The organism is Corynebacterium sp. ACRPZ (assembly GCF_022346205.1).
GTDB classification, from domain to species: Bacteria; Actinomycetota; Actinomycetes; order Mycobacteriales; family Mycobacteriaceae; genus Corynebacterium; species Corynebacterium lehmanniae.
Genome location: NZ_JAKRMR010000007.1, coordinates 1 through 13,832, shown reverse-complemented (window position 1 = coordinate 13,832; position 13,832 = coordinate 1). Strand labels below are relative to the sequence as shown.

At 61.5% G+C, this 13,832-nt stretch carries 8 protein-coding genes and 4 tRNA genes; 9 read left to right on the top strand and 3 right to left on the bottom strand.

Features of this window, described 5'->3' with window-relative positions; all coding sequences use genetic code 11:
- Positions 1-73 precede the first annotated feature (73 nt).
- A complete protein-coding gene (locus MHX64_RS06225; RefSeq protein ID WP_239356364.1) occupies positions 74-1,285 on the top strand; it encodes an aminotransferase class V-fold PLP-dependent enzyme in 1,212 nt (403 codons plus the stop codon).
- Here the strand turns inward: MHX64_RS06225 and MHX64_RS06220 are convergent.
- Positions 1,282-2,217 (bottom strand): NAD(P)H-quinone oxidoreductase, encoded by a 936-nt coding sequence (locus MHX64_RS06220; protein ID WP_239356365.1) that lies wholly within the window; start codon positions 2,215-2,217, stop codon positions 1,282-1,284. The two genes, MHX64_RS06225 and MHX64_RS06220, sit on opposite strands and share 4 nt — an antisense overlap.
- 130 nt (positions 2,218-2,347) lie before the next feature.
- Between MHX64_RS06220 and MHX64_RS06215 the strand changes: the two genes are divergently transcribed.
- The 3 genes from MHX64_RS06215 (at position 2,348) to MHX64_RS06205 (ending at position 6,766) form a co-directional block, all read left to right on the top strand.
- Positions 2,348-2,494, top strand: a complete 147-nt coding sequence (locus MHX64_RS06215; RefSeq protein ID WP_194560012.1) for a hypothetical protein — start codon at positions 2,348-2,350, stop codon at positions 2,492-2,494.
- A gap of 85 nt (positions 2,495-2,579) precedes the next feature.
- Positions 2,580-2,667, top strand: a tRNA-Ser gene (locus MHX64_RS06210).
- 1,489 nt (positions 2,668-4,156) lie between these two features.
- A complete protein-coding gene (locus MHX64_RS06205) occupies positions 4,157-6,766 on the top strand; it encodes an SdrD B-like domain-containing protein (RefSeq protein ID WP_239356366.1) in 2,610 nt (869 codons plus the stop codon).
- A 66-nt stretch (positions 6,767-6,832) separates the two neighbouring features.
- Here MHX64_RS06205 and MHX64_RS06200 read toward each other — a convergent pair whose 3' ends face one another.
- A complete protein-coding gene (locus MHX64_RS06200; protein ID WP_239356367.1) occupies positions 6,833-7,330 on the bottom strand; it encodes a hypothetical protein in 498 nt (165 codons plus the stop codon).
- Between the two features lie 85 nt (positions 7,331-7,415).
- Between MHX64_RS06200 and MHX64_RS06195 the strand changes: the two genes are divergently transcribed.
- Together MHX64_RS06195 and MHX64_RS06190 are read left to right on the top strand one after the other, a co-directional pair.
- Positions 7,416-7,506, top strand: a tRNA-Ser gene (locus MHX64_RS06195).
- 2 nt (positions 7,507-7,508) lie between these two features.
- Positions 7,509-7,581: transfer RNA gene (locus MHX64_RS06190), tRNA-Arg, on the top strand.
- Between the two features lie 223 nt (positions 7,582-7,804).
- Here MHX64_RS06190 and MHX64_RS06185 read toward each other — a convergent pair.
- A complete protein-coding gene (locus tag MHX64_RS06185; protein WP_239356368.1) occupies positions 7,805-10,087 on the bottom strand; it encodes a hypothetical protein in 2,283 nt (760 codons plus the stop codon).
- 136 nt (positions 10,088-10,223) lie between these two features.
- Here MHX64_RS06185 and mgtE point away from each other — a divergent pair, with 136 nt between their 5' ends.
- The 3 genes from mgtE to MHX64_RS06170 all read left to right on the top strand — a co-directional run.
- Positions 10,224-11,585, top strand: a complete 1,362-nt coding sequence (gene mgtE / locus MHX64_RS06180; protein ID WP_370642086.1) for a magnesium transporter — start codon at positions 10,224-10,226, stop codon at positions 11,583-11,585.
- Between the two features lie 98 nt (positions 11,586-11,683).
- A tRNA-Arg gene (locus MHX64_RS06175) sits at positions 11,684-11,756 on the top strand.
- A 212-nt stretch (positions 11,757-11,968) separates the two neighbouring features.
- Positions 11,969-13,832 (top strand): collagen binding domain-containing protein (locus tag MHX64_RS06170; RefSeq protein WP_239356369.1); only part of this gene is annotated, 1,864 nt, incomplete at its 3' end.

The following is a 13,832-nucleotide window of genomic DNA, read 5'->3' as shown; positions in this document are numbered from 1 at the left end:
CCGAGCTGGCGGTGTGCGCCGTGTCGGACGGGCGTGCATAATTGGGGCATTCTTGCCTGAAGGGAGGTCGGCCGTGGCGTATGACGTGTGGGGAGTGCGTGGACTCTACACATCGCTCGGTAGCGGCTGGACGTACCTGAACGCCCACACGCAGCCGCAGGTGCCGGAAAAGGTGGCGACGGCGGTCTCGCGAAGCTTCCGCAGCGCGGCGCTGGTGCCGCCGCCGGAGCCGGTGCTGGGATCGCACTCGAAGGAGGCCCTGGGCCAGCCGGAGGGCGTGCAGTACCCGGAGATGGCGCGGGTGGCCATCGCGGACCTGACCGGTGTGGCGGCGGACCAGGTGGTGCTGGGCCCGAGCGTGCCTGCGCTGTACTCGGCGCTGGTCAACGCGATGAAGCCGATGCTGCGCCGCAACTCCTCTATCGTGCTGAACCCGCTGGACCGCCCGCATTTGACCAAGCGGTTGCGGCGCGCCGGGCTGGATGAGGCGTGGGCGCAGGCGGACCTGGCCACCGGTGATCTGCCGGCGTGGCAGTACAGCGAGATCGCGGACGGCTCCACCCGCCTGGTGTCCGTGCCGGCGGCGCACGCGGAGCTGGGCAACGTGGTGCGCGTCGCCGACATTGTGGAGGCGGTGCGGGCGAAGTCGAGGGCGTGGGTGCTTGTGGACGCCACCGCGTACGCCCCTTACCGGCCCGTTGACCTCGAGGCTTGGGGCGCGGACGTGGCCGCGGTGGACATCGCTCAGCTGGGTGGGCCGGATATCGCCGCGCTGATCTTCCGCGACACCGCCATGTTCAAGCGCCTGGACATGGACGCGCTGGACCTAGAGGTTTCTCAGGGCTTGGCGGGCGCAGTGCCGGCGGTGGTGGACCATTACGCCTCGCTGGTGGAGGGTTTCTCTGGCCGTGCGACCCGCCGCAACCGCCTGAAGTACTCCCTGGACGCAACCAGCGCTTACCTCAACGGCCTGCGGGATGACCTGCACACGTTCCTGGGCACCCTGCCCGCCGTGCACATCGTTGGTGTGAGCGGCGAGGCGGCCGCGGACGCGCGCGTGGAGCGCATCCCGCGCCTGGCGTTCGGCGTGACGGGCGTGCCCAGCAAAACTGTGCTGCAGCGGCTGCTTGCCAACGGCATCGTGGCCACACAAACGTGCGCCACCCCGCTTCTCGACGACATGGGCGTCGCCGACATGGGCGGCGCAGTGACCATCGCCATGTCGCCGTTCAACACCCAGAACGACATTGAGCAGCTGGTGCGGACGGTGGCGTCTCTGGCTTAAACCACCAGCAGGATCTTCCCGGTGTTGTCGCCGGAATCTAGGTGCTCGTGGGCCAGCTTGGCGTCCTCAAGCGGGAAGCGTTGGGAGATGTTCGGGGTGATCTTCCCGGCTTCGATGAGCGGCCACACGTTTTCCACCGTGGAGGCGACAATGGCCGCCTTCATCGGGCGCGGCCGTGCGCGGAGGGTGGTGGCGGTGACGGACAGGCGACGCGGCATCATCCGCCCCAGCGACAGTGTGCCCTTCGGCCCGCCCTGCACCGCGATGACGATGAGGTGCCCGTCCGTGTTCAGCGTCTTGATGTTCTGCTCCAGGTACGGCCCGCCAACCACGTCGAGGATGGCGTCGGCCCAGCCGGGCAGCTCCTCGGCGAAGTCCTGCTCCTTGTAGTTGATCAGGATGTCGGCGCCGAGCTCGCGGCAATACTCGAGCTTTTCTCGGCTGCCGGCGGTGACGGCCACCTCGCAGCCGAGCGCCTTGCACATCTGGATGGCAAAGGAGCCAATGCCGCCCGCGCCGCCGTGGATGAGCACGCGGTCGCCCTCCTTGATGCCGGCGATCATGCCCAGGTTCGACCACACCGTGCACGCCACCTCGACCACGCCGGCGGTCTCCTCGACAGTCAGGCCCTTTGGGATGGGTGTGAGCTGACCTTCCGGGACAGTGACGTATTCGGCGTACCCGCCGCCAGCGAGCAGGCAGCCGACCTCCTCGCCTTCCTTTCGACCAGTCGTGCCCGGGTCTGTAATGATTCCCGCGCATTCCAGACCCATAATCTCGGACTCGCCCTTCGGCGGCGGGTACTTCCCGGCAGCTTGCATCAGGTCGCCGCGGTTCACGCCGGCGGCAACGACCTTGACTAGGACTTCGCCGTCTTGCGGGGTGGGCCTTTGGGCGTCGTAAAGCATGAGCTCTTCATTGATTGCTTTCATGCGACCCAGGGTAGCCAGTCGGAGGGTGTCATTTACAGTGATGAATTAATTACGCAAACAGACTGCGCACAGCTGACATGCGGGTTAAGCTACGGGTGTTCCGCTCGTTTCCTAATGTAAAGGAATCCTCATGATCTACACCATCCTCAGCCTCATGTCCTCCGCAGCCTTCATCTGGTCCATCCTTGAGGTGTTCACCGTCACCCAGCAGCGCCCGGGTATCTCCATCCCGGATGCGGCTCGCGTTGCAGCTGCGAAGTACGGCATCCACTTCTAATCGCTGCTACGAAGACGGGCCTCCGCCGAATGGTGGGGCCCGTTTTTACATGCTGTAAAGTGAACCCGTCGCTTTTCAGCGACTTGGAGACGTGGCAGAGCGGCCGAATGCACCGGTCTTGAAAACCGGCGAGGTTTATCCCTCCGCGGGTTCAAATCCCGCCGTCTCCGCCAACTACTTTTCGGGGGCCTTTGCTTAACGACGCCTTCAGGTTTCCCTCGCTTTGTCAAAAGTAAATGAATTTATGGGAAGAGTCTAGGGGAGGACTTCTGGTCGGGTGTAAAGTCTCTGTCACTCCCGTTTTCTGCGCTGGCGTGAAGCGGGAAAGCTAGTTTCAAAAAGCATTACTCGCTGATGTGGAGGGCATGGATGAGCGAGAATAAACGACCAAACACGAGGAATAACCGCTGGTGGCGCAGCGTCGCCGCGGTAGTCAGCACAGTGGCGCTGGGCATCGGCGGGGTTGCGGTGCCGCCGGTTGCGGGGGCTTACACGCCGACAACACTGGAATTTCCGGAAGGCACTCGGAATGCCGCAGGTGATCCGGATGGTCCGGAGCCGACAGTGCAGGCTTCCGATGCTTCCATTTCGAAAGTAGGCGATGGATATGAGGCTACATTTGAGGGGGTACTAACCGCTCCGCAGCCTGTTGGTTCCGACGGCCAGCAATATGGCGAATCTGACTTTGTTTACGCTTCTGTGGTCTTGGGTGTAACGGGTGGTTCCCTTTCACGCAAGCCGACCGCAGATGACTTTCAGTGGGAAGATGGTGTCCGACGGGAAGTAAACGTTCTGGACTACGGAGACGGCGATTTTCGCGTCGAGTTCAAAAACGGTGATCAGCCGACCGCAGGCGCTGGCAGCAAATTTTCAGTAACTCTGCCGGTCACACCTGAGGAGGGGGCTCAGAAATTAAAAGCTGAGGAACTGGTATACGGGCGTATTTACCCAGAAAAGGGGTGGCAGGTCAACGACGATTATGACCTGAAACATATCGACGGTACGTGTTCTGCGATGGCGACTCAGTCCCACACCTTTCATGGCGGAGGCTATGGGGAATGGCTTGGGGAAATTCGGTTCGGGTCGAACCTAGAAAGCATTCAGCTTGGTGAGCTGGACCTGACTTTCCGGGATGCGAGTGGCAGAGACATAACCGAGCAGATTCTTTCGGGCGCAGAGCCTCTGGATCACGTCGGAAACGTTCTGCAAGATCCGCCTGCTGAACAATTTCCTTCGGTGAATTGGCAGATGACGCTCAACTGGCCTTTCGATTCAACTACCAAGAACCCATCCTTCGTCAGCGAGCAACCTGTTTACTACGCCGGTACGTCTTGGATCCCTGATGGGACAACTGTCTCGGTCACACAGAAAGTGACTGACCGTGCCTGCGATCCGGCTCGACCGACATACGATCGCTGGGACAACTTTCAGCACAGCGTTTTCCTTTCTAGCGGGAGCACCGACCGAATTGCTGAAGATTACGCTGTAGATGAGCTCGACCTGAATGGTCCTGAAGTGCCGACGACTACGGTTACTAAAGTCACGACAACGACTGAGTATCCGGATCCGGTTACAACGACGGTGACAACAACCCCGTCTAGTACTGCAGTTACGACGCAAACAGAGACGGTAACTGCGACAACGACTCCGACTAAGACGAAGGTGGTCCCGACCACGACCACGCAGCAGGTCCCCACCACAACTACGCAGCAGGTCCCGACCACGACCACGCAGCAGGTCCCCACCACAACTACGCAGCAGGTCCCGACCACGACCACGCAGCAGGTCCCGACCACAACTACGCAGCAGGTCCCGACCACGACCACGCAGCAGGTCCCCACCACAACTACGCAGCAGGTCCCGACCACGACCACGCAGCAGGTCCCGACCACGACCACGCAGCAGGTCCCGACCACGACCACGCAGCAGGTCCCGACCACGACCACGGAAACGACCACCGTATCGACTCCGTGCGACTGTGAGCCGGAAACGGTTACCAAGACGGAAACTGCGAAACCGGTAACTGAAACGAAGACCGAGACCATCACGGTCATGGAGCCGGTGCCAACCACTACGACTAAGACCGAGAAGGTCCCGGAGCCGGTGCCAACCACAATTCACACCACCACGACTGCGGAAGCGCCGAAGCGCAGCTCCATCGGAGACAAGGTCTGGGAGGACACCAACGGTGACGGTAAGGAGGACCCGGATGAGAAGACGGGTGTCCCGGATGTGACTGTGATTGTGAAGGATCCGGAGGGCAACGAGGTCACTCGTACTGTGACTGATGAGGACGGTAACTGGAAGGTTGACGTCGAGCCGGGCGACTACGTTGTTGAGTACGTTCCGGGCGGTCACACTCCGTCGCAGCCGGATCAGGTCGAGCGCACGGTGACGATCAAGCCTGGCGAGAAGCGCGATGACATCGACCTGGGCATCCTGCCGTCTGGTTCTGTTGGTGATCGTGTTTGGGTTGATGAGGACGGCGACGGTAAGCAGGGCGAGAACGAGAAGGGCCTTGAAAACGTTGTTGTGCTGGTGTCCCGTGAGGGTGAGCCGACGCGTTCTGCAGTCACCGATGCAAACGGTGATTGGAAGATTGAGGGTCTGAACCCGAATGTGGAGTACGACATCCGGTTTGTGAAGCCTGAGGGCTGGGAGGTCACCGGTAAGGTTCCGGGTTCGGATGAGTCCGGTCTGGCTTCGAAGGTGACGGTGAAGCCGGGTGAGTACAACGACACTTACGATCTTGGTCTGAAGAAGATTGATACGTGTCGCGAGTGCGAGCCGATGGAGCCGGGCACGATCGGCGACCGTGTCTGGATTGATAAGAACGGTGACGGCAAGGAAGACCCGAATGAGAAGACGGGTGTTCCGAACGTGACTGTGATTGTGAAGGATCCGGAGGGCAACGAGGTCACTCGTACGGTGACTGATGAGGACGGCAACTGGAAGGTTGACGTCGAGCCGGGTGACTACGTTGTTGAGTACGTTCCGGGTGGTCACACCCCGTCGCAGCCGGATCAGGTCAAGCGCACTGTGACGATCAAACCGGGTGAGAAGCGTGACGACGTTGACCTCGGTGTTCTGCCGTCTGGTTCTGTTGGTGACCGTGTGTGGAACGACGAGGACGGTGACGGTAAGCAGGGCGAGAACGAGAAGGGCCTTGAAAACGTCGTGGTGTTGGTGTCCCGTGAGGGTGAGCCGACCCGTTCCGCAGTCACCGATGAGAACGGTGATTGGAAGATTGAGGGTCTGAACCCGGACGCTGAGTACGACATTCGCTTTGTGAAGCCGGAAGGCTGGGAGGTCACCGGTAAGGTTCCGGGCTCTGATGAGTCTGGTCTGGTCTCCAAGGTGACGGTGAAGCCGAACGAGTACAACGACTCCTACGATCTCGGTTTGAAGAAGGTCGATCCGGATTGTGACTGTGAGCCAATCAAGCCGGGCACCATCGGTGACCGCGTGTGGATCGACCTCAACGGCAACGGCAAGCAAGACCCGAACGAGACTGAGGGCGTGCCTGACGTGACCGTGATCGTCCGCGATGCCGACGGCAACGAGGTCACCCGCACTGTCACCGACGAGGAGGGCAACTGGAAGGTCAACGTCGAGCCGGGCGACTACGAGATTGAGTACCGCCCGCGCGACTGGAAGCCGACCGACCCGAAGCGCGTGACCCAGAAGGTCACTGTGGAAGAGGGCAAGGAATACCTGGACCTCGACCTTGGCGTGCAGAAGCCGAAGCCGGGCGAGCCGACCCCGCCGATTGATGAGCCGACACCACAGCCGGAGAAGGGCTCGTCGACTGAGACCCTCGACCGCTGCGTGGCCAACGCGGTGCGCTCGCCGCTGCTGTACTTGGTGCCGGTGGCGCTGCTGGGTGCCTTCGGCGGTGAGATTGCCCGTCCGTACATGGGCGCGATCAACGAGCAGGTCAACCAGATCAACGCGCAGTTCCAGGAGGCCATGCGCCGCAACACCCCGGACTGGGGCCAGGGCGGCCGTGGTGGTCGCGACAACGACCAGTTCGCTGAGCTGCGCGGCCAGATCGATGCGGCGAACCGTCGTATCGCGGAGCTCGGCCAGGACCCGAACGTCCAGCGCTTCGGCACCGTCGCCGCTGGCATCATCGGACTGATCGCCGCGGGCGGCGTGCTCTACGACTGGTGCTCCAACGAGAAGGGTGAGGCTTTCACCTCCATCGGTGGCTCCTCCGCCAAGGAGTCCGGTGCGGAAGGCCGCCAGTCCTCCAGCAAGGACGCGGCATAACCGCTAAGTAACAGCGAAAACCGGCCAGGCTACCCGCCTGGCCGGTTTTTCTGTTGCTGACGTCGGTTAGACGATCTCGTCCGGGAAAAGCTCTGGCATGGTGTGGAATTGGCGGGTGCCCGGGAAGTCCGAAGGGACGTCGATAAGCAAATCCTTTGCTCGCTTCGTATCCGGGCGATTCTGGCCGGCGACGACCTGCACCTTCTCAATCGGGAACTCGCCGCGCAGCTGCACCACCGCGGAACCGTCGTTGCGGTACGCGAAGTTGTCGCCGAGCAGGCCGGCGACCTCCGAGACGGACTCGACGGAGCTGCCCAGATTGTCCGCGCGCCACGAACCCTCGAGATCGCCGAGGGGGACGCCGAGGAGGACGATGCCGTCCGCCGACTTAGCTAGCGCGGAGGTCTTCGGGGTGAAATAGAACGGCACGGACGCGCTCTCACCCACCAACGGGCCAGCAGTGAGCGAATCCAGGTTGGCCGGGAACCAAACTAAGTAATCAGACGGGTCATTTGAAGTATCGCGGGCGGCGAGGCCGGAGGTGAGCCAAGTGTGGATTTTCATGCGACCGAGTATACGGATTTCGCCCAGGGCGTTTCGGGGTGTATTTGGACGCGCGGGGCCGACAGAGTAATGTGGAGCAAGGTCTGGAGATGTGCCAGAGTGGCCGAATGGGGCTCCCTGCTAAGGAGTTGCCCCCTTGACGGGGGCCGCAGGTTCAAATCCTGTCATCTCCGCCACCGCGCCCGTAGCTCAACGGATAGAGCATCTGACTACGGATCAGAAGGTTGGGGGTTCGAATCCCTCCGGGCGCACTCTTGTTTTTCGTGCGGAAACCCCTGCTTGGCGGGGGTTTTCGGCGTTTGTGGGGTTTGGGTGGGGTTGGTGGGTCTGCTAGTTCGCGGTGGTTCCTGACAGATCACGGCGGGCATTTGTAGTGACCTGGGGCGATGGGGGCGTTCTGACAGATTCGGCCGCGAAGTGTCGGGGTACGTAGCGAAAAGCCCCGCCGGTGGGCGGGGCTAGGGTTCGGTCGCGTTAGCTCTGGCGGGTCTCCACCACCGGGGCGGCGACGGTCTCGGCCGGCTTGTTGTTGCCGCTGCTGCTGCCGCCGACAGTGACATCGACGCCGTTGACGCGCGGGATGCACGTGCGGACGGCTGCGGTGACAAGTAGGGCAGCGACGACGCCAACGGCCGCGCCACCAGCGGCGGTGAGCTGAGCGGGCTCGACGTTGAACTGACGGGCAGCGTCGTTGAATGCGCGCTCAGCCCGCTTGGCAGCGTCGTTGAGGCCTGGGACGTTAACCTGGCCAGCCAGCGCGAGCGGGATCAGCGCGACCAGCGGGAGACCCAGGCCCACCAGGGACGCGATGCAGCGCGGGTCGGAGGAACCGCCGTCAACGCCGACGTTCGCGTCGATGAGGTGATCGCCGTTTTCGTCCTGGCGCTTGCGGGAGGAGCCGAAGCCCACCAAGCCGCCGTTGGCGTTGCCAGTGACGAGCACTTCCGGGTTGGCGTTGTTGGTCACTACGGCGGAGTTGTTCGAGCCGGCGTCGCGAAGGTTGTCGTTGGCGTTGTCGGTGATGACTACCGTCGGGTTGGCATTGTTGGTGACCACGGCGCTGTTGTTGGAGCCGTTGTCGTTGGCGTTGCCCGTGACGACAACCGTCGGGTTGGCGTTGTTGGTCACCACAGCAGAGTTGTTCGAGCCGTTGTCGTTCGCGTTGCCCGTGACGACAACCGTCGGGTTCGCATTGTTGGTGACCACGGCGGAGTTGTTGGAACCGTTGTCGTTCGCATTGCCGGTGACGACGGCGCTGTTGTTCGAGCCGTTGTCGTTCGCGTTACCGGTGACGACAGGGTTCGCATTGTTGGTGACCACGGCGGAGTTGTTGGACCCGTTGTCGTTCGCGTTACCGGTGACGACAGGGTTGGCGTTGTTGGTGACGACGGCGGAGTTGTTGGACCCGTTGTCGTTCGCGTTACCGGTGACGACAGGGTTCGCGTTGCCGGTAATGACCGGGTTCGCGTTGCCCGTGATGACCGGATTGGCGTTACCCGTGACAACAGGGTTCGCGTTGTCAGTCACCACAACGGAGTTGTTGGAACCGTTCTCGCGCAGGTTGTCGTTCACGTTGCCCGTGATGACTACGGACGGGTTGGCATTGCCAGTGATCACCGGGTTGGCGTTGTTGGACAGGTTGTCCTTGATCTCAACCGTCGGGTTGGCGTTGTTTGTGATCACCACGGACGGGTTGCCGTTGTTGGACAGGTTGTCCCGCGGGTTGACGTTGTCGGTGATGACCACGTTCGGGCTGCCGTTGTTGTTGCCGATGTTGGACGGGTTCGCGTTGTTGGTGATCACAACGTTGATCAAGCGTCCAGCACCGCCGCCGCTGGTTCCACCCTCGCCACCGGTGGTTCCACCCCCGTTACCGCCGGTTCCGCCCTCGTTACCGCCAGTGAGGCCACCGATGATGTCGCCCAGGCCGCCGAGCAGAGCGCCACCGGTGCCGGCACCGATCAGGCTGCCCAGGATTGGCCCGAGGATGCTAGCGACGGTGCCAGCCGTTTCTGCGGGTGTCTTTGACGGGTTCTTGGCCGCAATCTTTAGAGTGGCCTCGAACTTGTCAGTTCCGTCGTTCACCTCAATTGGAAGGTCGAAGTCGCCCTCCTTGAACGTGGTTGGTGGGGTGACGCGGACGGTGGTGCCGTCGTTGGAGACGGACCAGCCAGTCGGCAGCGCGGCTCCGTTCTTGGACACGCTGACGCCCTCCGGCAGTGTGATTCCCTCGACGGACTGCGCTGACGTGGACTTCTCAAAGTCCATCGGGTAGCGGGAGGTCAGCTGGCTTTCCCATTCGGCGCCCGGGCGCTCGTCGATGATGTTGACGCGCAGCGTCGTGTCAAAGGTCTCGCCAGCGGCGGTGGTCACGCGCACCGGGATGTCCTTCTTACCTGCGCTGAAGGCGGCGGTGGACTTCGGACGGATTAGGGTCAGCGTGCCGTCGTTGTTGTTGAAGCCCCAGTTGAAGATGGTGTTCGCGCGCGGTGCGACGGTGTCGCCGGGCTGTAGCTGCAGCCCTTCGACTACAGCTTCATCGGCGTTCCAGAAGTTTGCGGTGTCAAAGCGCTGCTCGAAGGTGGCGGCAGAGGTGCCTTCGCTTGTCGACGGCTGCTCCGCCGGCGCCGGTTCAGCATCACTCGTCGGCGTGGTTGTCTCCTGGGCTTGGACAGGGGAGACAAGCGGTGCCACGAGGGCAAGGGACAGGGCGCCCGCCGCGATGACGGTACGGCGGGAACGAACGGACTTTGCCATGGTGGCTCCTTTAGGGGTTCAGCGGATTATCAGCGTCATGTGACGCGTTTCGCAGATCACGCGTAGATTTTTGCATACATCTGGCAAGAAGCAACGCGTCTGAGACAAAAACTGTCCGTGTGGGTACCCTCACCGTGTGACTACGGCCAACGCGGCGGCGATCGCGCACCTGGAAAAGCAGCTCAACCGGCACCGGCTGGACTCCGGCGACCTGGACGGCCTCCACGAGGAGCTGGCAGAAATCCCGTTGCACGATGTGGTGCACGTGGTGGAGCGGCAGCCGTCGAAACGCGGCGCTGTGCTCATCCGCCTGCTGCCGCCAGAGCGTGCCGCGGCGGCCTTCGACGCGCTTGATCCCGCCCACCAGGCGGAGATCGTGGAGGCGCTCGGGCGCGAAGATGTCGCCGGCCTGTTCAGCGCGCTGGGCGCCGAGGACCGCGTGCGCATGCTGGACAACATGCCCGCGGAGATCGCGGAGCGGTTCCTGGGGGATCTGGACGAGGACGCGCGGGCGGACACCAACCTCATTCTCGGCTACGAGAAGGGCTCGGTCGGCCGTGCGATGAGCCCCAATGTGGCGGCGGTTGGTCCGGGTGAGGGGGTGCGGGACGTCGTCGACAAGCTCAGGGCTCAGGCGGATGACTTTGAGACCGTCTACACCATCGCCGTGGTGGATCCGGAGCGCACGCTGTGCGGCGTGGTGTGGCTTCGCGACCTGTTCAAGGCGGCGCCGGACGCCCGAGTCGGCGATGTGATGCGGGAGCGCCCGGCGGTGCAGGTCAGCGACGACGCCGAGGACGCCGCCCGCCGCCTGCTTTCATCCGGCCAGCTCGCGTTTCCGGTGGTCGACGACGGCAACCGTCTCATGGGCATCTTCACCTTCGACGAGGCCCAAGACATTGTGGAGCACGCCGACAGCGAGGACACTGCGCGCCAGGGCGGTTCCGAGTCGCTGAAGCAGCCGTACCTTTCCACCCCGGTTCTCAAGCTGGTGCGCTCGCGCATTGTGTGGCTGCTGGTGCTGGCACTCTCCGCGATCCTGACGGTGCAGGTCCTCGGCGTGTTTGAGGGCACGCTCGCGCAGGTGACCGTGCTGTCTCTGTTTATCCCGCTGCTCACCGGCACCGGCGGCAACACTGGCAACCAGGCGGCCACGACGGTGACAAGGGCACTCGCGCTTCACGACGTCACCAAAGGCGACATTCTGAAAGTCATGTGGCGCGAACTGCGCGTCGGCGCCACCCTCGGAGCAGTGCTGGGCGTGCTCGGATTGGCCATCGCGTGGGCCGTTTTCGGCCAAGACATCGGAATAGTGATAGGAAGCACATTATTTTGTGTCTGCGCCATGTCCGCGACCGTTGGCGGGCTCATGCCGATCGTGGCGAAGACCGTCGGCGCGGACCCGGCGGTGTTTTCCAACCCGTTCATCTCCACCTTCTGCGACGCGACCGGTCTGGTGATCTACTTCGCCATTGCCAAGGCGGTACTCGGCTTGTAGGTGGGATGTTGTTTGCCGGATTGACCTGCTGTTTTGGTGGTGAGTTCACCTGGGTGTAATGTTCTTCTTCGTTGTCCACACGGCAACGAACTGAATACGCGCCCGTAGCTCAACGGATAGAGCATCTGACTACGGATCAGAAGGTTGGGGGTTCGAATCCCTCCGGGCGCACCGTCTGTTTGAACGCCCCGAGCATCCCGCTCGGGGCGTTTTCATTTCTCTCAGGTTTCGGTAGCGCCTAAGCGTTCATTATTAGGAACTTTAGAAAACCGTTTGAATCTGAAAAAGGCCTGATTAACTGCCCTTTCAGGGTTGCCACTTGCTTGAAAGCAGCTGTCCAAATTGGTAGGTTTTACGGCAGTTCCGCGGGAGAAGTGTGTTCTATGTACTTCTTCCTCGAATTTCTCCCATTTACAAAACCAACCATTGGAGCCATCTTGAAGAACGCTTCCTCCCCGTTCGAGTTCAACTCGGACGCTGCTGCCCAGGGACCTTCGAACCCTGCGCGCTACAACGCATCCTCTACCGCACGCCGCGGCTTCTCCGGCAAGCGCACCGCAATGGCCGGCATGACCGCGGTGTCGTTGGCGCTGAGTGGTTTGACTGTGCCGAGTGTTGTTGGGGGTGCAGGATCCGGGCTTGCCGGGGTGCAAACGGCTAATGCTGCCACAGGAATGGCAGTGACAGCTTCAGTAAATTACGACAAGGGTGACGAATTTTACTCTGTATTCTCAGACCTTGGGGAAGTGCCGGGTAAAATCGATACCTTCCATGTGAGGTTGGATCCTCAGCAGTACAAAAACAAGAAGTTCACCGTAACCGAGTCATTCCCTGTTGAGGCCGTTTATCGCTACGGGTATACGGACCGGGAAGGCAAATCCCGCACATACGAACAATCCATTTCCGGAATCGGTGTGCCTGATGCCGACGGTCGCGGCTTCGTTTTTAAGCTGGATGAGCCAATCGAAGACATGAAGTCTAAAGGCTCGGTGCGGTTTGCTGCGGATCCGAACCTGATTTCCGCGGTGAGGCTCAATGCAGACGGAACCGTCAAAGTCGATGGTGACGGGAACCCTGACTGGACTGATCTTGATAATGCGGCTGGTCATGCGGGAGTTATCTCCTACTCCAAGGGCTCGGTGTCTGGCTCGGTTGATCCGGAGGCTGTTGGCAAGGTTGAACTGGTTGATGCGCAGGGTAAGCGCTACACAGCGTCGATCGATGCCACCACTGGTGTGGTGAAATTTGGTGAGTTGCCGGAGGGGGATTACACCTTGGTGATTGATCCGGCTGATGGGTATGTGAAGCCTGCGGATCGTACGGTGACGGTGAAGGCTGGTGAGGACACCCGGCTTGGTGATCTCACGCCGCAGCGCGAGACCGGCGCCATTAACGGTTCGGTGTCAAATGTTCCTAGTGGGGCGAATCTCCAAGTTCGAGCGACCGGCAACGATGACGCGACCCGAGGCGTTTCCGAGGTGGTCGATGTCGTCGATGGCACCTACTCGATTTCGGACCTGCCGACCGGCAATTATGTCGTGGAAGTAGTCGCAACAACCGTTCCTGAAGGGTACTCAGTAAGCGGTGGTCAGTCGGCAACCGTCACACATAACGGCACGGAGACGAAGAACTTCGAGATTTCTTCTAAGCGCGGCAAATTGACGGTGAACCTCAGCACGGATACCCCGGTTGAGATTAATGCGGTTCACGACGGGGTGACATACGCCTTTGGCTCGCGGAATAATTCGTTTACGTTGGACGCTGCCCCGATCGGCGAATACACGGTGAAAGTCAATGCCCCAGACGGCTACACGGTTGAAGGCAACACCTCGGTTAACGTGCCTGAAGATGGTGAAGCTATCGCCAACGTGACGGTCACGCGTGATACGGGTTCGGTGTCTGGCTCGGTTGATCCGGAGATTGTTGACAAGGTTGAGTTGGTTGACTCCACCACTGGTGAGCGTCGTGAGGTGCCTGTTGATGGCGACGGCAACCTGAATTTGGATGAGGTTCCCACGGGCGACTACACGGTTGTCGTCACTCCGAAGGATGGTTACACCGCGCCTGCTGAGCAGCAGGTGACGGTGGAGAAGGACCGCGACACCAAGCTGGAGAATCTCAATCCGACGCGTGATACGGGTTCGGTGTCTGGCTCGGTTGATCCGGAGATTGTTGACAAGGTTGAGTTGGTTGACTCCACCACTGGTGAGCGTCGTGAGGTGCCTGTTGATGGCGACGGCAACCTGA